17 protein-coding genes and 1 tRNA gene are annotated in these 22,495 nt (G+C 39.7%); 10 read left to right on the top strand and 8 right to left on the bottom strand.

Annotated features, from left to right (window positions below):
• Positions 1–314: 314 nt before the first annotated feature.
• Together AC2SLL_RS11705 and AC2SLL_RS11700 are read left to right on the top strand one after the other, a co-directional pair.
• A complete protein-coding gene (locus tag AC2SLL_RS11705) occupies positions 315–647 on the top strand; it encodes a CopG family transcriptional regulator (protein ID WP_486531869.1) in 333 nt (110 codons plus the stop codon).
• 362 nt (positions 648–1,009) lie between these two features.
• Positions 1,010–1,100: transfer RNA gene (locus AC2SLL_RS11700), tRNA-Ser, on the top strand.
• A gap of 354 nt (positions 1,101–1,454) precedes the next feature.
• Here the strand turns inward: AC2SLL_RS11700 and AC2SLL_RS11695 are convergent.
• The 3 genes from AC2SLL_RS11695 to AC2SLL_RS11685 form a co-directional block, all read right to left on the bottom strand.
• On the bottom strand, positions 1,455–2,573 hold the full coding sequence (locus AC2SLL_RS11695; RefSeq protein WP_486531866.1) for a type I glyceraldehyde-3-phosphate dehydrogenase: 1,119 nt from the start codon (positions 2,571–2,573) through the stop codon (positions 1,455–1,457).
• Positions 2,574–2,644: 71 nt separating this feature from the next.
• Positions 2,645–4,648 carry an AAA family ATPase gene (locus AC2SLL_RS11690; RefSeq protein ID WP_486531865.1) on the bottom strand — a complete coding sequence of 668 codons (2,004 nt, stop codon included), beginning with the start codon at positions 4,646–4,648 and terminating at the stop codon, positions 2,645–2,647.
• Between the two features lie 233 nt (positions 4,649–4,881).
• A complete protein-coding gene (locus tag AC2SLL_RS11685) occupies positions 4,882–5,502 on the bottom strand; it encodes a hypothetical protein (RefSeq protein WP_486531864.1) in 621 nt (206 codons plus the stop codon).
• Between the two features lie 521 nt (positions 5,503–6,023).
• On the opposite strand from AC2SLL_RS11685, the gene AC2SLL_RS11680 reads away from it, so the two are divergent.
• The 3 genes from AC2SLL_RS11680 to AC2SLL_RS11670 all read left to right on the top strand — a co-directional run bounded on the left by AC2SLL_RS11680 (position 6,024) and on the right by AC2SLL_RS11670 (position 8,863).
• Entirely contained in the window at positions 6,024–6,479 is a 456-nt protein-coding gene (locus AC2SLL_RS11680; RefSeq protein ID WP_486531863.1) for a TonB-dependent receptor plug domain-containing protein, read from the top strand.
• Positions 6,460–8,547, top strand: coding sequence for a TonB-dependent receptor (locus tag AC2SLL_RS11675; protein WP_486531862.1), 2,088 nt, complete (start codon positions 6,460–6,462; stop codon positions 8,545–8,547). Before AC2SLL_RS11680 ends, AC2SLL_RS11675 begins: the two co-directional genes overlap by 20 nt.
• 187 nt (positions 8,548–8,734) lie before the next feature.
• Positions 8,735–8,863 carry a hypothetical protein gene (locus tag AC2SLL_RS11670; protein WP_486531861.1) on the top strand — a complete coding sequence of 43 codons (129 nt, stop codon included), beginning with the start codon at positions 8,735–8,737 and terminating at the stop codon, positions 8,861–8,863.
• A 21-nt stretch (positions 8,864–8,884) separates the two neighbouring features.
• On the opposite strand, the gene AC2SLL_RS11665 is transcribed toward AC2SLL_RS11670, so the two are convergent.
• The 3 genes from AC2SLL_RS11665 to AC2SLL_RS11655 form a co-directional block, all read right to left on the bottom strand.
• Complete coding sequence (locus tag AC2SLL_RS11665; protein WP_486531860.1) at positions 8,885–9,577, bottom strand: 1-pyrroline-5-carboxylate dehydrogenase; 693 nt, start codon at positions 9,575–9,577, stop codon at positions 8,885–8,887.
• Positions 9,578–9,765: 188 nt separating this feature from the next.
• The gene (putA, locus tag AC2SLL_RS11660; protein WP_486531859.1) at positions 9,766–12,966 is read right to left on the bottom strand and encodes a bifunctional proline dehydrogenase/L-glutamate gamma-semialdehyde dehydrogenase PutA; all 3,201 of its coding nucleotides are present in this window, start codon (positions 12,964–12,966) and stop codon (positions 9,766–9,768) included.
• 1,039 nt (positions 12,967–14,005) lie between these two features.
• Entirely contained in the window at positions 14,006–15,301 is a 1,296-nt protein-coding gene (locus tag AC2SLL_RS11655) for an NCS2 family permease (RefSeq protein WP_486531858.1), read from the bottom strand.
• Between the two features lie 627 nt (positions 15,302–15,928).
• On the opposite strand from AC2SLL_RS11655, the gene tolQ reads away from it, so the two are divergent.
• The 5 genes from tolQ (at position 15,929) to AC2SLL_RS11630 (ending at position 20,251) form a co-directional block, all read left to right on the top strand.
• Positions 15,929–16,657 (top strand): protein TolQ, encoded by a 729-nt coding sequence (gene tolQ, locus AC2SLL_RS11650; RefSeq protein ID WP_486531857.1) that lies wholly within the window; start codon positions 15,929–15,931, stop codon positions 16,655–16,657.
• 16 nt (positions 16,658–16,673) lie between these two features.
• A complete protein-coding gene (gene tolR / locus AC2SLL_RS11645; RefSeq protein ID WP_486531856.1) occupies positions 16,674–17,126 on the top strand; it encodes a protein TolR in 453 nt (150 codons plus the stop codon).
• A gap of 50 nt (positions 17,127–17,176) precedes the next feature.
• On the top strand, positions 17,177–18,223 hold the full coding sequence (locus AC2SLL_RS11640) for a TonB C-terminal domain-containing protein (protein ID WP_486531855.1): 1,047 nt from the start codon (positions 17,177–17,179) through the stop codon (positions 18,221–18,223).
• A gap of 261 nt (positions 18,224–18,484) precedes the next feature.
• Positions 18,485–19,825 (top strand): hypothetical protein, encoded by a 1,341-nt coding sequence (locus AC2SLL_RS11635; RefSeq protein WP_486531854.1) that lies wholly within the window; start codon positions 18,485–18,487, stop codon positions 19,823–19,825.
• Positions 19,826–20,101: 276 nt separating this feature from the next.
• Entirely contained in the window at positions 20,102–20,251 is a 150-nt protein-coding gene (locus tag AC2SLL_RS11630; protein ID WP_486531853.1) for a hypothetical protein, read from the top strand.
• Between the two features lie 103 nt (positions 20,252–20,354).
• On the opposite strand, the gene AC2SLL_RS11625 is transcribed toward AC2SLL_RS11630, so the two are convergent.
• Together AC2SLL_RS11625 and AC2SLL_RS11620 are read right to left on the bottom strand one after the other, a co-directional pair.
• On the bottom strand, positions 20,355–20,924 hold the full coding sequence (locus AC2SLL_RS11625) for a flavodoxin family protein (RefSeq protein ID WP_486531868.1): 570 nt from the start codon (positions 20,922–20,924) through the stop codon (positions 20,355–20,357).
• Positions 20,925–21,165: 241 nt separating this feature from the next.
• A complete protein-coding gene (locus AC2SLL_RS11620) occupies positions 21,166–22,458 on the bottom strand; it encodes a purine nucleoside phosphorylase YfiH/LACC1 family protein (protein WP_486531852.1) in 1,293 nt (430 codons plus the stop codon).
• Positions 22,459–22,495 lie beyond the last annotated feature (37 nt).

The following is a 22,495-nucleotide window of genomic DNA, read 5'->3' as shown; positions in this document are numbered from 1 at the left end:
AACTTCTTTGCTGTGGCATGACCGGTATGTCCTTGCTTATAGTATCCTATGACTTTGATCTTAAAATCTAGATTGTAACGCATAAAAATACCCCATAAGTTGTGTCCAACTTTTGGGGGTCAGTTCATATTAGGGCTTTTTTTTGTTTCTCATATTTGTGTTTCTCATAATAGTTATCTAAAACTTCAGTTATCTAAAACGTCTCTATGATGCTATTGCAAACAAGACTATACTAAGTTTTGTAGTATCAGTTTAAGTTATGTTCTATTTACTCTATAATAGATGAAATAAAACCATTTGGATTTAGTATGTCTATAATACCCCCTCACATACGTAATAAATATTCAGGTCATCCCCAAAAAATTAAACGTCCTGTCAGCCTCAAATTATCTGAAGAGATGATTGAGATGCTTGAGGAGACAGCAAAGCTTCATAATTTTAGGCGTATACAAGGTTTGATTCGGCTGTATATTCGTGAAGGCCTAGATCGTGACCACGCCGGTTATACACTTGCTGATGATGAAGTATTTATCGAAAATTTACGTGCTAAAGGTGTAAGCGAAGCTATTATTGAAGAAGCCATTATTGATACTCATACTGACTGTAGTAGTAAGTGCCTTTTAGAGGAGCAGTTTGAGGAAAAGTAGCTCAAAACACATGCTAATCCCATATCCACTTTTATATACAAACTACAAAATCTAAAGCTTGAGATATCAAAGTTTCAGGCTTTATTCAATTCGGATTTTATCCTATCTTTCATGTATCTTTATAACCTACTACCATCCCATTATTTCTGCTTGAAAGCTATACTAAAGCTAAATCCCTAAGTTAATTATCACATCAACTATCCCGGTAATTTTTTAAATTAAAAAACTTATTTAGCGGCTATAAACGTTCATCTCTATTAAGGGTTGTTCTCTACTATAGAGTCTAAGTTAATAAAAACTTTCTAAAAAAGTTTAATTACCCCTTGCATTATATTTGAAACGCTCTATAATACTGCACCTACGGAGTCGTGGCAGAGCGGTTGAATGCACCGGTCTTGAAAACCGGCAAGGGTTCATAGCCCTTCGAGAGTTCGAATCTCTCCGACTCCGCCATATACTAAAAAGGCCAACTTATTAAATAAGTTGGCCTTTTTTTCATGTCTTAAAATTAAAAATTTATTCCTATATTTAAATTCACTCTTGAAAGTAATTTTAAACAGTTATTTTATTACCCTTGCTTGATGTGCAACTTTACTATCTACGCTCGGTTACTTTTAACCCTTCTATTTTTTTGTTTTAGGCAAGATCGACTATAGTAACTATTTGGACTATTTTCACAAGACTTAAAGTGGATTTACCTAAGATAAACTGTAAATCTACCGCCATCTTTAAACGGAGTTAGTTGCTCTGCCCTATTGCATTTTAAGCTTTATTTAAAACCCTATGTCAGGTCATTGAATTTATGCATTACCCTGCTTGTTGCAAATGCAAACACATATCTAGTAAGCGATTGGCATACCCCCACTCATTGTCATACCATGCAAAAACTTTTATTTGATTACCTGCTTGCATAAGCTGCTGTCCATCAATAATTAAAGACTCTGATTGGTGTATAAAATCACTAGAAACCAGTGGCTCATCGGTATAACCCATGATACCGTATAGTCTACTTGATGGCTCACAAGCAGACTTTAGTACGCTTCTTACTTCATCAATAGTGACATCAGTATCAAAAACAAAGGTCACATCTATTGCGGCAACATCGATTGTGGGCACACGGATAGAATGGCCATTAATTTTACCCAGCATATGCGGCAATGTGCGCTCCGTTGCCGCAATACTGCTTGAAGTGGTAGGAATGATGTTATGACCAGATGCCCTAGCCCGGCGCTTATCACGGTGAGGTTGGTCTAATACATTTTGATCTGCGGTTACTGCATGTATCTCCGTCATCATCACAGACTTTGTAGCAAAAGCCTCATCCAGCACATAAATCAAAGGTACCAGCGCCTGAGTCGTACAAGATACACTGGATATAACAGGTGGCGTTCTAGTTAGTTCTATATCGTTCACACCCATGACAATACAAGCATCCACTTCGTCAAAGGGTGCAGCACCGACAATAACTTGTTTAGCGCCCGCTTTAATGTGCTTACTGGCATCTTCATAGGACCTAAAATATCCGGTACACTCTAAGACCACATCTACTTTAAGCGGTTTCCACGGTAGTTGCTCTGGAAGTTTCTTGGAAAATAGATGAATACAATATGATTTGTTGCCTTTGCTTAAGCATAGCTGACTACCATCGGTATTCAATTCTGCTGTAACGCCTAGTCGACTCAATCTACCATGAGTGCTGTCATAGTTCAGTAAGTGCAGTAAGGTCTCTTTATCGGCGATGTCGTTTATGGCCACAATATGAACTAACCTACCCAATACTTCAAATCTTTCCAACAATGCCCGCAAAACATTGCGTCCAATACGCCCAAATCCGTTGATTGCGATTCGGATAGGGGGAAAATCTGATATATTTTCTTTAGAACTAGATTCGAGATTTGGAACGGGTTTGTATGAGTGTGGCAACATAGAGACAACTTAATATGATGTTAGTTATGGGAGTCTAAACGAGTGCCTAATAAATATAAAATGGCAGAAGTTTATTCCATAAAAATCAGTGCTAGGCGAATGATATTATAGTCTATTTCTTCTTTTAGATAGTCATAGATAGGGCGTAATTTAATTCGATCTTTATTAAACTGTTGCGTGGTTGCAGTAGCAGCATGTTCATGATCATGCTCCTCATCACTACTACGAAAGTCATTAGGATCCCCTACTGCAATAATAGCATTAACTGCATTACATACCCTTTTAATGATTTGCTCATCTGGCCGTAAATGCTCACAGTTTAAGGTGGGGTCTTGGCGCTTTAGCTTTGAGATATGACCCATAATAGTAGATTGGGCTAATCCCCTGCTCTGCGCTATTTCAGCAATGCTAAGGCTCTCTTCAAGCAGTATTCGTGTTGCCATCAACGTGCTCTCTGAGTGGTCACTTAATTGATTAGTTAGCTTATCTTTTTGAGCAAGACTTTTCGCCTGCTTCTTTAACCGGTTTTTGTGTTGTGATTCATACGCTTTAATACTTGCTTTACTAAGATTTCCACCTGACTTTAGCACAAATATATTGTGCAATTCTGTTAGATCATCCTTTTTTGCCTCGATAAAAGACGCTTCTGCGTCTTGCGACAATTCTTTAAATCTTACATCAGCACCGCGCGCCAATGGATCTAATCTCAAACTAAGATCGTTCATACCCAAAAGCTTCAAACCCTCAAGTGACTTTAAACGAGACAAGGCGACGTAACCTTGACCAAGCTCAAATGTTTTTGACAAATCAATTTCAGCAGCATCTAAGGTCATGCCTTGTGATTTGTGGATGGTTATCGCCCAAGCTAATCCTAGCGGAATTTGCGAGTAGCTGGCTAGGACATCGCCATGCTCATCCTCTATGACCCACTCTTCTGGCTCTACTACTATTTGTCTACCCGTATTAAGTTTCACGATTGGATATTTAATTGGAGAAGCTGCTTCTTTCTGAGTAACGTCAACATCAGCATCCTCAAAGCTATCTGTCTCTTCAAACTCACCCAAATCATCTAAGCCATCCGCGTCATCTAAATCATCTGATCTATTGCTATGAATTTTGCCATTTTTTAAGGTAGACTTGCTCGGTTTTATAGCCACAAATCCAATAAGTTTACCCATAGTGCCATTTGAGACGCTGAGCTCGTTATTATTTTTAATGAACATTACTTTAGCGCCAACCTTTAAGGTAAGCGCTTCACTGGTACGGACGGTCTTTTTTAAATTTTCAACGAGTTTAGCGTCTCCAAAAGCTATTGCATTGTAAGTAGCCGCCTCTCCTTGCAATTGAGCCAGTTCTTTCTCGTTAATTTTATTAACGTTAACATTATGTGTGTAAAGCCGAGTTCGGCTCATGTCAATATCTTGATTGAAAGTATTTTGCAGAGCTACTATTGCCTCAGTACTGACCTCTTGCGCTCGAATTTGATTTAAAATACTATCAAGCGAGAGCTTTTTATTATCTTCGCCATTATCCGCTAGCTGTCTATGCTGTTCAGATAAATAACATATTTTAAATTGAGCGCCTAGCCACGCTTCTGACATGAAGGCAAATTTATCTCGATTAGTTTCGCCTCGGCTACCAACAGGAGGTAACTGAAAAAAGTCTCCTGCGACAACAACTTGAATGCCCCCAAAAGGTTTGTTGCTATTTCTGATATGCTTTAAAACTTGATCAACCAGATTGAGCTGTTTGGCATGAAGCATTGATATTTCATCTATAATAAGCACAGAGGTTTCTTTAATACGATCTTTTAAAACTTGCTTACGTGCCAAGTTGGCTAAGTCATGGTCAGATAGTTCATCTTTTATACCAATACCAGACCAACTATGAATTGTTATCCCATTCATATGTGTGGCAGCAATACCAGTGCTGGCAGTGGTCGCTACCCCTACTTTTCTTGCTCTCAGATAATGGATATATTGATTCAGTGTGTATGTTTTACCAGAACCAGCAGAGCCAGTTAAAAAAACATTTTCGCCTGTCTTTAAAATATCAAGTGCAGTTGCTTGTTTCATAAATTATGTTTCATATGATTGTAAAGTTATGCCAAATTCAAAAGCCAACAAACAGATGCTAGTATCAAAAACTATGGATTTAAGAACGTTGATAACTTTCGGATTTATTGGGATAAAAAGTTTATTAATGGCGGCTGACATATTGTTAATTAATATAGCAGGTATAAGAAAGCCACAACAAGTATTGTGGCTATTTATTTACGCTATTGTTTTATTTTATCTATTAAATTTATTTAGGGTATTAGTTTACGGAAAGTCATAAAACACTCATTTCCTAATTGATCTGTACACCACCGCATCTCATTTTTACTTGGCTTATAGTCGACATAGGCGATCATCGCATCACCTGTTTGATCAATACGTTTGCCACTACAATCGGTTTTATTATTATCATAAATCGTACTAACTGCAATGATAGGTAGACCGTCGTTTTGGTGCTGATAAATATATTCACCATACGTCCATTCTTCACCACTAGTCGTTAAAACCTCATTATCAGCGGCAAAATTATAGCGTTCTCGACAAGGGGTCCCTTGAGTAGAGACTCCTTTCGACCTTATTTTTCTGCTTTGGGAAAGCATTAGAACTTTAGGTTTGAACTTAAGACGCTCATTATCAGTCGTTATATTTGAATTCCCCTCCAAAACAGGTGCTTCTTTATTGTCTCTATCTACATCAAAGTGAGCAGTGCCAGCAGCTACTTTAGGAATACTTTGCAAATCAAGCTCCCACAACCCTGCTATCTCAGGGCTAATATGAGTACTGATTACGGCTTGTTCATGAGGGACACTCGGATTGGAAAATGATGCTAAAACTGATGCCAGCGTAACTGGAAGGAAAGAGAGTGATTCCATATGTGCGCTATACCCTTCATATATTTAATTGGGAGATTAAGCAATTTTACACAACTTTACAAGAGTACTTTTATTATTAGATGTATTTTATTATAAATTAAGAGGGTTTATTTTCATCGATTATCGTTACTCAATACTCATCTTTCACAAATCATTTAAAAGTTATTTAGAATTTAAGCCATTAGATTATTGACATATATTAGATTCGAGCACATTAATCATTGTTGTGTTGACTCTACCTATGTGTTTTTATCCCCCTCCTCTTCGATTATTTTAACGTTTAATTGAACTAGCTCCTATTACCATTACCGAAGACTTTGATAAAAAATTATACCTCTTGAAATTAATAGTTAATATGCACTCTTAATATCTTTGAAAGTATTGCATTTTATATTTTTTGTTATAGTATAACATACCGTTAAATACGGCTCCTTTGACTCATCTTTTGTTTGTCATAGTAGAAACAAAAGGTAGCCCTGATTGGAATAGTCTAAATTACCTTTTTGGCGATAGAAATCATCATGAAAAAAACACCTTTAACACTTTCAATATGCATCATTATGATGGCACAAGCTGCTGAAGCTAATAACCAAGTTAAAAGATCCTTAGGCGACTCCGAAGATCCAGTTGCCGTACTAGATACCATTACAGTCACTGCTGCCCCTATAGCGCCTACCAGCCTTGCGTTTGATAATGCGCAAAAAGCCAGTGATGTGGTAGTCAGCAATGAAAAGTTACGTCATCGTTCTGCGACGCTAGGCAACGCATTATCAGATGAGCTTGGGGTACATAGCAATCCGTTTGGCGGGGGTGCCTCCGCTCCTGTCGTGAGAAGCCAAGAGGGGGTGCGTGTCAAAATATTACAAAACGGGATGGATGCAATAGACATGTCTACCCTATCGCCAGATCATGCCGTCGGGGTAGATACGTTACTTGTCGATAGAGTGGAGTTGATACGTGGTGCATCTACTCTATAGCACTGCCTCGCCTGCCGGCGTGATTAACGTCGTAGATGGGCGTATCCCAACGGAAATCCCAAGCGATGGTTATACAGGGGAAGCAGCACTACGTTTTAATGAAAATAATGATGAAACAGTAGCGACAGCAGGGGTAACATTTGGATTGACAGACAATGTCGCGCTACGAGTGGAAGGCCTGTCACGTAAAGCCAATAACTATGAAGTACCTGAGATTAATCTTGCTGAAAAGCTTAACTACCTACCCGACTCACATAACAAATCTAATGTAGGCACTGTTGGTTTATCTTACATCGGGGATCAAGGTCATATTGGCGTTGCCTATAGCGAGCGCCATGACGACTATGGCTTAGTCGGTCACAACCACAAATACGATTCATGTGGTGGGCATGTGCTAAACTTCCTAGGTATTAGCAAAAATCGCCCTTATCTGAATGTCTATCCGCATTTAATGGACGATGATGATTTAGTGGACTCTTTCCATTTCCATTGTGGTACCGATCATGAAATGGACCCTGGACATAGCCATGATCATCCGTTTGGGCATAACCACGATCATACACAAGCTGGACCTTGGGTAGATATGAATAGCAAAAGCTACTATTTACAAGGTGAGCTACTAAACCCCCTAACCGCTATCGACAAAGTCCGATTGGATGTTGCGTATCACAACTACCACCATGAAGAGCAAGACCACGGCAAAACCATCCCAGATCCCGCCCAAGGTAGCGTCTTTGTTAAGGCCAACCCCTCTTATTTTGACAACCAAGGTTACAATGCCAAGTTACAAGCCTATCATACACCAACCGAGCATTTGCAATGGGTCTGGGGTATTCAAGGCCAATCTCACAAAAGCAGTGCATTGATACCTTCTAAAGAAGAACGTACTGAAAACCGTCGCCTTCTGGTTGAAAATACTCAGCGTCAATTTAGCCTGTTTGGTGTTGAGCAATATAAGCTCAATGACTGGCTATTTGAAGCAGGTCTGCGTTATGAGAAATCAAAAATACCTATTACTTATGACCTAGAGGCAATAAAATCTCAAAACAAGCTGCATAGTCAGCTTTCAGAACCAGAAATGCCAGATTTAAGCCCTTATAATGAGTCTGCTTTCTCTTATGCACTAGGCTCTATTTGGGATATTACCCCAGAATATCGTTTGGATCTCTCGTACTCACATAATGAGCGTTTGCCCACGCCAATGGAGCTTTACTATCACGGTAAAAATTTAGCCACTAACTCGTTTTTGTATGGTAATAAAGACCTCGACAAAGAAAAATCGGACAACTTTGAGCTAGGCATTCAGTTTGATAACGATAAATGGCACTACAAAGCCAGCACTTACAGCAATCACTTTGACAACTATGTCCATGCCGAAAACCTACATAAAGACGGCAACTTATATATTCGCCGCATGACTCAATTCAAAGCCAAAATCCAAGGCTTAGAAGCAGAAGTGGGCTATGAATATCTACCTGGGCATAGCGCTACTGTATTTGGTGACTATATGCGTGGCAAGCTCTACGGTTTTGCGCCAGTATATGGCAACAAAATTTATGAAGAAATAACTAAATATGATCCTCCAGAGTTCTGTGGCGCAAACCCAGGTGATGCAGATTATGAAGAAAGGTGTGCTTATACTGACTATGAAGTGATTGGAATCGACAAGGTAGAGCGTCCAGAGCGTAACGCCCCACGTATGTCGCCACTACGCTTAGGCTTTCGTTTAAATAATGAGTACAATGATAATTGGTCAACCTCGCTTGACTTCACCCGAGTCTTTACTCAAAACAAAACCTCGACAGCGATAGTTGCCAGAATACCAAAAGATGAAGACTTACTCAAAGTCACCAAAGTCCCTGAAAACGCCACCAAAGGCTACTCATTATTAAACCTAGGGCTGGATTACAAAAACACATGGGGCAACGCAAAACATCCCTTAGACTACACCCTATCACTACGCGCCAACAACTTACTGGACGAAGAGATTTATGTACACAACTCATTTTTATCATTCGTACCGCAAATGGGGCGTAATGTTTCTTTAGGCTTAAATGTGCAGTTTTAAGCTACTAATTTAAGCTACGAACTTTATGAAAGAACTTCTTTTCTAGATATCTCTCTAAAGATGTAGCCAACTCTAAAAGGAGCGCTAACGTTCAATTCATTTTGAACTAAGCGCTCTTTTTTAAATTCAATAATAAATATTTAGAGTGTACCCTTACTGACAACACTTGGCAGTTTAGGAGTAAAAAATGGCTAAATTAGCGCCAAACTTTGTCTCATTTCTAGCAAATATGCCACTATTTTATTCGAAATTATTCGTGTTTGACGTTAATTTATCTGACTTTTACCCTCATAATCTAAATGAGGATACGCCATAAGCAACTGACCTACAAAATATGCTAGCCCATTCCCAACTCAATCAAACTCGCATTACCACCGATGGCTGTAGTATTAACTGTCTTAACACGCTCAGTTGTAAAACGTTCAAGATACTCGGGTTCAAACATCTCACGGCACGCTTGTGTATCGATCACACTGACCAGCTGAGTTAATATACCTCCCGTTTCTGCCAACGTTTGGCTAATAGACATCATCTCGTCAAACGTACTGACAGCAGCTACTAAAGCCAATCGATTCATATGTAATAAGACGTTCAGTTGAGAGTCATTAGCCACGCTCATTACTTCTGGAAGCATTCCACACTGTTGCAAAATATTCAGTGCCTGCTGGCAAAAAGAGGGAGCCGTTGGATAATGCAAAATCACTTCATTACCTGCCAACAGAGCTGCTACAAGCTGACCTAGCACAGGTATAGTCTCCGCATTTTCGGTACCAACTATCATTGTTTTTCCACGCGCACTAGCATAAAAATCGTTAGATTCTCCGGTTGCACCCGTCAGTCTGGTTACTTCATCTAAGCGGTGTGATTGCATAAGCAAATGATTGATTAGTTTATCAGCCTTAGCTGAATCGCTGGTTAACTCTGCTAATTTACCGCTAGCATCACGTAATATAGCAGCACGGTTTTCGGCGCTTAGCTGACTCCATGCTTCACATTGCTGGGCATGGTTTTGCTTAAATATTGCACTCATGAGCATTCCTTTTTTATATCATTCCCAATACCAACTAAATATATAAAACATTTGATAAAAATACTGCAATCTAGGGCAATAAATTAGTAAGTATGGGATATTTTTTAATGTATTGATACTGTATTTACCTAGTATTTACAAAGGTCTTTTCGTACAGGACGGATGTCCGTGCGGCCAAACACCCTCTATTAAACCTGTTGCCATTTAGTCAACCGAGCCACATAATTCGGACCACCTGCCTTAGGCCCAGTCCCTGATAAACCACAACCACCGAACGGTTGTTCACCAACCACTGCGCCAATTTGATTACGGTTAATATAGGTGTTACCCACTTTGGCACGGCGCTCAATATGGTTAGCTCTTTTCTCAATTCGACTATGAATACCTAAAGTTAACCCATATCCAGTGGCATTAATGGCATCAATTAATTCATCTAGCTGATGGGATTTGTAGCGCAGTACATGCAATATTGGTCCAAAGTGCTCGCCCCCTATCACATCAATACTATCCACTTCAATGGCGGTGGGCAGTACAAAAGTACTATTGCTAAGCTTATCAGCACAATCGGCACTTATGGGTGTTTGCGCAATAACATGGGCGTAGGGCTGTTTACGCATATTCTCAATATGCCCACGCAAGCCTTTTTGAGCCTCTTTATCGATAACGGGACCCACATCAGTTGACACATGGATCGGATTACCGACAATAAGCTCCGCCATGTTACCTTTTAGTAGCTCGATTATGTCGTCTGCAACGTCATCTTGTAGGCATAGTACTCGGCAAGCAGAACAGCGCTGACCTGCTGAACCAAAGGCAGATAATACCGCATCTTTAACCACCTGCTCAGGCAAAGCAGTGGAGTCTACAATCATTGCATTTTGACCACCCGTTTCTGCCACTAAAATAGGCAATTCTTTATCATTCGTGACAGAACCAGATTTATCATTGAGCGACTTGTTAATGTGCTGCGCTGTTTGGGTAGATCCAGTGAAGATTACCCCAGCAATGGAGTCCGATGATGTTAAAGCAGCACCTACCTCACCACTACCGATCACAAATTGTAACGCGTATTCTGGCACGCCAGCCTCATACATGAGCTTAACTGCAAAGTAGGCAATCAGGCTGGTTTGCTCAGCTGGTTTAGCAACAACCGTATTGCCAGCTGCCAAAGCCCCCGCAATTTGACCGGTGTAAATGGCTAAAGGAAAGTTCCATGGGCTGATACAAACCATCGTGCCACGTGCGACACGCTTTTGAACCACTTTATTGCCTTCTAAATCGACAAATTCGTTGGTTTGCTCAGCAAGGCGTTCTGCTTCATCGGCGTAGAAACGACAGAAGTCTACTGCCTCTTTGACTTCATCAATGCTGTCTTGCATGGTTTTACCAGCTTCTTTTTGGCAAAGTGCAATCAGTTCTGCATAGTTGGCTTCATATAAATCTGCAATACGGCGCAAGATAGTCGCACGTTCGTTCGCTGGCGTTTGTTGCCATTTATCTTGTCCAGCTATGGCAGCCTTAACCGCTTCTTTAGCAATTTCTGCAGTGGCGAATTTAACTTTACCTGCTTCTACATCATGGTTCCAAGGCGCAAGTACTAAATTCTCAGATTCAGTGTCGTTAACAATATCTTGTCCGTTGATAATTGAGTTAGCCTGCCATGTTTTACCTAGGTAGCTATCAATCTCTGACTTAAAAGCTATCCACTGTGAGTCAATAAAAATATTAGGGCCAAAGCTGGCTTTTCTATCGTCATAAATATCAAGTGGTAGCGGTATGCGCTCGTTATGTAAAGTTGGTTGGCTGATTAGTGTGTCATACGGATGTACGGTTAGTTTATCAATAGGGTATGATTTATCTAATAATTGATGCACAAATGAGCTATTCGCCCCATTCTCAAGTAAACGGCGTACTAAATAAGGAAGCAAGTCTTTATGAGCACCAACAGGCGCATAGATTCGAACAGGAATGTCATAAGCTTCTAATATATGGTCATAAAGGGCATCACCCATGCCATGTAAACGCTGGAACTCAAAGTCTCTATGCTCACTCATGGTCATTACTGACGCCAAAGTGTGGGCATTATGCGTTGCAAACTGAGGCCATAATACCCCGCGAATTTGTTCAGATAGCAAAAATCTTGCGCAGGCAAGATAGGCAACATCCGTGCCCTCTTTACGCGTCCAGACGGGATAGTCTGTAAACCCTTTTTGCTGAGCCAATTTAATCTCATAATCCCAATAAGCCCCTTTTACCAAGCGCACTGGGATACGATCACCAACTTCTTTAGCCAAACTTGCCAGCCAAGCTAATACTGAAATGGCACGTTTAGAATAGCCCTGAACTACCAGACCTAATCCATCCCAGCCTTGAGTCATCGTGTCACGATATAGTGATTCAAACAGCTTTAATGAAATCTCTAAGCGATCCGCCTCCTCAGCATCAATACTAATATCAACGTCAACATCACGTGCTGCTTCAATAAGTAAAATACAACGTTGACGTAGTAAGCCTAAGACTTGATTGCTTTGAGTTGCTTCATAACGAGGATGCAGTGCAGAGAGCTTAATAGAGACAGAAGGCTTTGGCATCCCTTCTTTGACTTTAATGTGAGCGGTTGCTTTGATAGCATTCAAATAATCACTAAAATACTTTTCGGCATCTTTGTGCGTAATGGCTGCTTCACCAAGCATATCGAACGAATATGTGTAACCTTTGTTCCTATATTGCTGGCTGTTTCGACTAGCCTCTTCAATACTTTCGCCCAACACAAACTGATGTCCCATAATTTTCATGGCTTTTTGCATGGCACTACGAATAACAGGCTCTCCCATCTTTTTAGTCATACGATCTAAAAAGCTTGAGGCAGTCGACTTTTCATCAACACTAACCACACGCCCCGTCATCATGAGCCCCCATGTTGAGGCGTTAACAATAAATCCATTGTCATCTTTTAGATGCTTCTTCCAGTCTGCCACACTCATTTTGTCGTTAATGAGCGCATCAGCCGTTTCTTTATCAGGCACACGAATTAACGCTTCTGCTAAACTCATCAGCAAGATACCTTCCTGAGTATCTAGGCTATACTCTAATAATAATGAATCAACCATCTTAACAGCGTCATTATTATTTCTTACATGCTCCACTAAGCTTCTCGTTTGGTCGCTAATCGCTACCCGCTCATCAATTTTGCCATTTGCTGATTGACGTGTTACTGGCTCTGCTAGTGGTAATAGCTCGCTAAGCCATTTGTCTTCATTCACACTATAAAGTGGGGATATTTTTTTATAAAGCTGAGCGCTAGGCTGACTAATATACTCAGGCTGCATCAGCTCTTTTGGAGTAAACTGGATTGGGTTTTGCGGATAATATTTATTGGAAAGACTCATCATAACTCCTGACGCCTAAGAGGCACTATTTACTGATTCGAATATCGACACTGCATTGTTATTAAATTAGGTTATGCATCTTAAATAACGTATTTAAAAGAAGGTAACTTTAACAATGCATCTTATCCAATAATCGTATAAACCAATGCTATCAGACTAGCTGACTTTAAGTTGTCCGAAGTTAAACGCAGACATCATGTTATGTTGATGTGTTACTTTCTATATAACTATGATTATCTTTCAATAACTATCAATAGGATAAGCGTTTGAACGATATAAACCTAAAATCAATTAATTAAGCCAACATTGGTAATACGTAAGATGTTTAAGACGTCGTATAATTACCAAAATGTCGCTACTGTGAGTGCCGTCCATAGCCATATAAATTACAACCCTAAAAGTTATAACCATATAACCCTATTTAGACAACTCTTACAGTAACCAACACAAGAAAATGTGTTACCTAATCATTAATACATACAATCATCTCGAACCACATAATCTATGTATGGTCCTAAAATTATATTAATAACTGGAAACCTCAAGCTCACTAATGCCTTCTTCTTTGTTGGCTCTGACCGAGGCTTAGCAGGACGCTAACAGGGTGTCAGGGAAAGAAAAACCTCTACGGCGTTGATTGAGGTTATGAGCTTGATAACTAAATATTATCAAACATTTGGCTATGAAGCCATCTATATTTATAGCATCTATACCATTCTCGAATTTTAGGTAAATAATAGTGGAGGAAGCGGTTTAGCCCTGAGGTGAAGACCGTTAAAAACTGTATTGCCATTTTAGGTTTGCTTTGCAAAGGGAAAAGCCCTAAAAGGGGATTTTATAAAGGTGTCCTACTGGTCTGGGCGGATAACGGGGAGTTGGCTATAGGGATTTGGCTATAGAAAGTATCGACATAATAGTAATCCCTATAGCCTTAATCCCTGCTCCGCATATATGAGTAAATATAAGCGAGTGTAAGGATTGGCTACAAATCGCAAGCTGTATAAAAGCTAGAACTGCACTCTAAACCATTACCATTAGTTTATAAGAATATGATTTTTGCCAGCAAAATCACAGTCAAGATCCACACAGCGATACTGACCTGATGATATTTACCAGTGAGCACTTTCACAGCAGTAAAGGTAACAAAGCCTAGAGCGATACCATCGGCTATAGAATATGTGAGTGGGGTCAATAACAATACAACAGCAACTGGAGCAGCCTCAGTTAGGTCATCCCAGTCGATATCTTTAAGGGTGTAAAGCATGAGTACAGATACGTAAAAGATTGCACCTGCCGTCGCATACGCTGGAATCATACCGGCTAACGGAGCAAAAAACATACTTAATAAAAACAACACACCTACGGTAACAGCCATTAACCCTGTTCGTCCACCAGCTGCTACACCAGCTGTACTTTCAACAAAGCTCGTCGTTGATGACGTACCAAATAAAGTGCCAGCAACCGTTGCCGTAGAATCTGCTAATAAAGCTTTATCCAAGTTTGGAATGGTCCCATCTTCACGCATAATACCTGCTTTTTTGGTAACACCAATTAGTGTACCGGCTGTATCAAACAAGTCTACAAATAGGAAGGCAAAAATCACACTAATCATGCCCACATCAAATGCACTGGCTATGTCTAATTGCATAAATGTTGGTGCAATAGCAGGTGGCATAGAGACGATGCCATCAAATGGAATTTGACCGGCAATTATACCGATGATAGTAATCAGTAAAATCCCAATCGTTACCGCTCCTGGTATATTTCGGTGCACAAGTGCGATGATGACTAAGAAGCCAATAGTTGCCATTATTGGCGAGAACTCTTTTAGATTACCAAGCGTAACAAACGTTGCTTGATGGGCAACAATAATGCCTGAACTTTGTAACGCAATAAACGCTAGAAAAGCGCCAATACCCGCAACAATACCTTGTTTCAAACTAAGTGGAATGGCGTTAATTACCCATTCGCGTATCTTAAATAAACTGAGCAGGACGAATATGCAGCCGGATAAAAATACAGCTCCTAAAGCCGTTTGCCAGCTATGACCCATACCTAGTACAACACCATAAGTAAAAAAAGCGTTTAAGCCCATTCCCGGTGCTAATGCTACAGGCAGGCGGGCATACAACCCCATTATCAAACAACCAACCGCAGCGGCCAGACAGGTCGCAACAAAAACAGCACCCTGATCCATGCCTGCTTCAGCTAAAATATTTGGGTTAACAAATATAATATATGCCATCGTTAAAAATGTGGTTATACCTGCTAATACCTCGGTCTTGACAGTGGTATTTTTACCATTTATTCCAAAATAACGTTCAATTGCATTCATAGGTTATTGCCTGACTATACATGGAGTTGAGTTAGTACAAAATTGTGCATGGATGTTTATAAGTAGGATAAGCGAATTAGGTAAATCTTTTGCTTAACTGAAAACATACAAAAAGTAATAAAGTATTAAGATAACTAAAAAACACTGAATTATAAAGAAATGAATTATAGGAAATGAATTATAAAGGATAGCTACTAAAACAAATATATTCTTTTATGTCGTAATGAGTTCAGTACCTAACCAATAGCTAACCCATAGCTATACCATCTATGACGTTATAAAATAACTTTTTATTTACTCATCTAGGCGTGCTTTCCTAGCAAATGTATAATACATAGTTGCTCATTCAACCTCACGATAAACGGTTTAATTTGCACTCAAATGTTTTCATTTCATGATTCATCAACCTTATCCATTTAACTGATTAATCTATCAATTTAACCTTAAACTTAGCCTTTTGAATACTATAGCGACATACTAAGGGTTAAATTCTAGCCAATAAAGGTAAACGGCAAGTTTTAAAGATAGCTATGCTTATTACTCTATTGTAGATTAGAATACTCAGGTTAGCATTCATCTTATTATCAATCTTTAATTTAGTATTTAATTACAACGAGTGAGTCATTCATGTCCGATTCGATAAACCTCATCGCCCTAGTTATTGATGCAAGTCTGCTTGTACAAATTGTTATGGGTATTTTACTGTTAGCTTCTCTGGTTTGCTGGGTGCTTATATTCCGTCTTAGCGCTCGCTTGGGCACGGCTCGCCGTCATGATGAACAATTTGAAAGCTGGTTTTGGTCTGGTAAAGAGCTGGCGAAATTGTATCAAGGTGTACAAAATATGCCCGATCGCAACGGATTGGCTAATATTTTTTATGTGGGGTTTTCTGAGTTTTTACATATGAATAAAAAGCGCCAGCCCAAAGCGCATATTATAGAGGGTGTCGAACGCAAACTTAGAGTGGGGCTGGGTCGTCAACAGCAGGCATTAGAATCAGGATTATCACTACTTGCTAGCATCGGTTCTGTTGCACCTTATATTGGCCTATTTGGCACAGTGTGGGGTATTATGAATGCCTTTTTGGGGTTGTCAATGACAGAACAAGTGAGCTTGTCTGCCGTTGCTCCTGGAATTGCAGAAGCCTTGATTGCAACTGCTATGGGATTATTTGCCGCTATTCCTGCTGTTTTAGCCTATAATCATTTTACCTCAAAGTCGGCCACTATTTATGATAGCCGCGCCCTTTTTTGTGATGAGATGACCGGTATGCTACAACGTGAAATTAATGACAGTGTCCAAGCGCCTCATAACCCAGTAGCAACAGAAGAACTTACCACAACACCACTTGTCTAAATAAAGGAGCCAAAAGATGAAACCTAGCCCCTTTGCAAGGCATAAGAAAGAGCTTAATGCTTCAATGAACGTGGTGCCGTATATTGATGTGATGTTGGTTTTATTGGTCATTTTTATGGTAACGACCCCAATGCTTACTACTGGCGTCAATGTGGATTTACCCAAAGCAAAAACCGATAGCTTAGGTAGTGGTACGCAAATGCCTGTGATTGTATCACTAAAAAGCAATGGCGAAATTTTTGTAAGTTATGAGAACGATATAGACCTGCCAGTTAGCGAAGCGGATTTGATTGATACATTAATTCGACTACAAAGCCAATCAAATGGTAATGATATAAAAGTGATGATTAATGCTGATCAGAACAATCAATATGGCATGATTATGCAGCTTATGGCAAACTTACAGCAAGCAGGTGTTGAAAAAGTTGGCTTGCTAACGGGTCAGCCCCTCCCTACTGCTCAGCAATAAAAAATGCTAAATGAATGTTGTGATCGATTACTATTTTGGGATAATAAAAAGTGCTAAATCGTGCGCCTACCGTCTATGTTCCTGTTGAACCTGAGGACAATGGTCTTGCTATTCCTTCAATCATGAGTGTTATTGTTCATGGTTCAATCATCGCATTTGTTTTATTTGCCAATCGCATTCCTACTATTCATACACCCCAGACTATTGAGACTAGTATTATTACGCCACAAGAGTTGGCTGAAATACAAGCCTCTATCAGCGCCAATCGTGAATCGATGGCTGCTGGAAGCATAGCATCTAATGAAGAAAATCCTAATACTGACCAAAGCACAGCAAACATAAATTTAAATAGCACTGATCAGCCCATTTCGACAGCTAGTGATAAGCGTCATGCAGAGTCAATATTTCAAAGAACAAATGATCCTGCTGATAGATTTGATGATAGTCTTAATAGCGGCCAAGATAATGGATTTGATCCAAACTACGCTAACGAGTTAAGTAGTAAAAGACTTGAGATTGAACAAACTCATGAACAGTTGATAAGAGAATCTGAAGAAGAAACGGAACTTAAACATCGAAGAATCGAAGAACATTTTGACCAAGAATCTCAAACTCAAAAAGACCAAGTCGGTCAATTTAAAGAGAGGTTAAAAGAGTCATCTGGTAATGACAATAAACAAACGGGGGGACGATCAATTCCTGACTCCCTGAAAAATCAAAGTTTGAATAGAACAAGCTCGGACTCTTCACGCCAAACCATTGAGCTTGGTAACAGCCAATCTAGCAATAGTAATGCTTCGGGATTAGGATCTAACTCTGCCAGTAGCAGCGTTGGAAACTCAAGTAATGCCGTGAAAGGCGCTCTTGCCAACCATATCAAACCATACTGGAATCCCCCAGCTGGACGCATTGGCAAATCAGTCAAAGTAGAAATCAAAGTAAATGCCAATGGAGACGTGTTGAGCGTTACAGCAAACTCAGATGATAGTGCGCTTAATCAATCTCTTGAAGAAGCCATCCGTAGTGCAAGTCCATTAACCCCAGTTATTGGTACTAAACACACCACTCTAAGACCCACTTTTAAAGTCACTGAATAGCTCAAAACTTAAGTCACTGATATAACAAAATATGTTAAATAGCACATTGAGCTTCGCACCGGACTTGACTGATTGAACTGGACTTAAATAATAGGAATTAATTGTTTAAACTAAGTGAGTTAAACACCGTGATCCCTTTAGCAAGGCTCATCAAAAAGTGGTTTTACTATAGTTGATTTGCTTATAACTAAATATGGATGTAGTGTACTTTATATATTTTCAATGAAACAATACTCGTTTTCTTAATTTATGGATACCTCTATGCACACTTGTAGTAACAACAAAATAATTACTAACGAGCTTGCTTACTCAAAGCTGCCTAACTCAAAGCCTTCTAAATTATCTGCTGCATTTTTCCTATTCAGTATGATGTCATATCCAGCTGTTTTACATGCTGAAGATGCGCTTGAGTTTACCATTGAAAAACAAGGTCGTGTGGTTCAACATCAGGTTGCCTTTGTTCCTTTTGCTGGCGATACCGCCATCTCTAATGTCGTATTACAAGACCTAAAAACCACATCACTTAAGACAACCTCTGACGGTTTTATTCAACAGCCGCATTCAAGTACAGAATTATCGGCAACCCTACCCGCTTGGCAAAATCTTGGCATCCCTTATCTGGTTGTGGGTAGCACATCTAGTGACCGAGGTAACACTGTGGTTAACTTTGAAGTGATAGAAGTTGGCACAGGTAATATTCTAGGTCAACAAACGATAAGAGGTAAGGATAAAAGAGAGATTGCACATCAAGTTTCAAGCCGTATATATGAGCTTATCACAGGCAAAAAACAATCCGACCTTAATGCCAGCATTGCTTACATTGTTGAAAAACAAACGTCAAATGGAAAGGATTCAGCACTTTATATAAGTGACTCTGATGGAGAAAATCCACGCTTACTGACTACCGTGCAAAATGCCAGTATTTATAGGCCTGCTGCCTCTCCTGATGGGAGATATATCGCCTATTCAGTACAGAAAAAAAATCAACGCGCAGGGTTATATATTATAGACATTAACTCTAAATTAGTCCGTAAATTAGTGGATATAAAAGGCAGTAACTTAAGCCCAAGCTTCTCCTACTCAGGCAATGAAATCATCTTTACTAGCAACATTAGTGGCGATCATGACATTTACAGCATAGGCATAACAGGCGGTACGCCACGCAGAATAGTTAAGCTGCCTCTAGATCAGGTGCAACCAAGCTTTGCCAGAGATGGTAGTTTTGTATTTGCATCAGACCATGAAAGCCCCAAATCAAACACCGCTAGCTTATACCGCCGCTATCCATCTGGCGCCATAACTCGTATTTCCCGTGGTGGGTATGCGGCCGACCCAAGTGTTAGCCCCGATGGTAGCAAGATTGGCTATTTAAATGGGCGTAGTGCTGCGATAATGAGTAATACTGGTGCGGTAATTGCTAATTTAGGCAATACAGGCATTGACGAAGCCCCAAGTTTTTCGCCGAGCAGTGAGCGAGTTGTCTATTCACAAGGCGCTAATACAAGCACTTTAGTCATTCGTTCATTAGAGGGTGGGCAAACTATCTCGAAACGAATCAATGGCACAGTTCGCTCTCCTGTCTGGGTACCAAGCAGTAAATAGGGACTATTTGTCACAACCCTGAATTAAAACCACACATAAAAAAACCTCAGTTTATGACTGAGGTTTTTTTATGTGTGGTTTTAATGTATAAATAATTTGAACATAGTGAATTTCAGTCTGGCTCATTTAAATATAGTCGGCGAATTTATAAATCGCTACGGCGTTGACCTGATCTAGCCTACAATTATAGTGCTTTCAATCGGTTGCCTTGGATCGATTTTAGAGCCCTTTGCCTATATAATAAAGACTTTTATATTTACAGCAAGAGCCTTCCCCATGACCCCGTCTTTTTTTGTTCCAAGAGCTATAATATTAAATACATTCATAGGTTTAGCCTTATCTTTAACCGCCTGTCAGCATATTCAAATTGCAGGTAATCCAATTCCAGTCAAATCAGAACTAAAGCAATACGCTGCTGATCCGTAAACACAATTCCATAAACACAATTCTGTAAACACAACGCATCAAACTCAGCCTATTACTATTAAAGGCTATTAAGCCGTGTACTTACCCCTTGCATTTAATACTCTTAGGGCTTGCTTAACTCAGATTTCAAGTTAGGCGGCTGTTCTATCAGTACTTGCGCTAAGTGTTCGCCAAATAGTTTAGCCGTTTGAATATCCCCTTCACAGGGTGTCTCTTCTGGTGGTGCATCAGCTGACTGAGTCATTAATCCAAGGAAACTAGACAATCGATTGACGTCTTGCTCGCTATATCCAGTCGGTGTAATGGGGAATCCCGTCCAATTCATGCCATGCTGCATACTAAAGATACAAATTTGCTGTAAAACAGCCAGCTTATCTCCACTAAGCCCCCCTGAATTTGCAAATCCTGCCGCCCACTTACCTTTCCATTGACGATTGTACCAGCGCTTAGAGGTGCTATCCATGAAGGTTTTAAATTCAGCAGGAACACTACCCATATAAACGGCACTACCAAACACTATCATTTGAGCAGCATCGATAAAATCCCAATCCATCTCATTAATATCTAAGGCTTTAACTTCAATAGTTTTTAAACTGTATCCTTGTGCACCATGAGCAATTGCATGAGCAACTCGGCGAGTGTGACCATAATTACTGTGGTAAACAATTGCCATCTTTAAACAGAGGTTCTGAGCGGTCGTTTTTTGCTTTGAATTTTGTTTGCTATTTTGAGAAGTCATGGACAATTAAACCCTAATTAAAACTGAGAAACTATAAATCTGATACCTATGTTGGAAAGATGATTTAATAAATTTAAAGCGGCTATCTAAAGCGAAACATAACGACTTTTGCCAATGCAACTTAAAATAGTCATTTAAAATAAGCGTTTTAAATAAGCTATTTAAATTAAAACCATCATTTAAGGCGCACGGCTACCATAGCCATTCGGCCCGTATTTTTATTACCCAAGTGAGTCATACGGCGATAAGAATAGTAACGACTATCACTATAACTACACGCAAAAGCTACCTGCTCAGAGACATGACTTGACACCTTCGATTGAATAAAAGAGGGCAACTTATAGTGATTATTATGCCCCTGTCTATTATTTAAATGACTATTTGAACCTGTGCATTTTGAAGTATTCGCCAGAACATCAGAATAAGTATTTACCAACACACCATTTGCTTGTAGTTGCAAGGCTGCAAGTGCAGGTAAATCAAGCCATGCTTTATCAGGATTTTTATGAGTAGCTACGATACGCTGTTCTACAGAAGCTCTGTCCAAACCAATCTTCTCACAGCCAGCCAATAGCTTATCAATGACATCTCTAGAGACTTCATAGCATGACTGGCTGATACAACTACCAATCCAAGCCTGCATAGGTTGCTCAGTCGAGCCGTTACTACTGCTGTTACTACTGTTATCTAAGTTACTGGCTTCTGTTACCTTATTATGATGGCGCATCTCGTTGCAGGTAGTTGCAATAATACCTTTAGCTAAGCCTTGCCAGCCTGCATGTACTGCCGCAAGTTGACCTGTTGACTCATCATATATGACGATAGGCACACAATCTGCTGTCATAATAGCTAAGGCAGTCTTGACCTTGTCACTAATGAGCGCATCTGCTGATGGCGGATTAAGAGATATAACAGTTTGAGACGCGTCAGCATTCAACTGCCCACCTATTCGGTATACATCATTACTGTGTATTTGATTTATCCAATAGATGCTTTCTACTAACGCTGAACTCGAATCAAATCTGGCATTAGACTTGTCACCAGATTGATTGGCTCTAAATCCATTTGAGCTAGCCAGATATTGATTCATACTACTTAGCAAGCACGCACGGTTTAACAGTACTTTTTTTGGCGCATCATTCACATGCATCCCCAAGTTAAACTGACCAAACGTCTCGTTTTTATTGTCGTTTTTGATGCCTTTATTATTGGTACTATTTGAATCAATTGTCTTTATTTTAGAGGCATTTCCGCCCAGTTTTTTGACTTTATCATCTTGAGATTTACCTCGCTCATCGCCCATAACATTGTCTAAATAACTATCTAAATAACTATCTAAATGATTATCTAAACAACCCTCTAAATAATCGGACGAATGGGTTTGTATGACCAATATATCGTTTGTATGTACGATGACATCAAACAACTTAGCAAATTCTGGCCTGAGGCTATGAGAAGTTATAGGCATAAAAATGACTTTGGTTAATAACGGCTTTGATTAAAAT

This window comes from Psychrobacter sp. CX97 (genome assembly GCF_057396285.1).
Note: the sequence above shows the minus strand (reverse complement) of the source record. Positions and strands in the feature narration are given on the sequence as shown.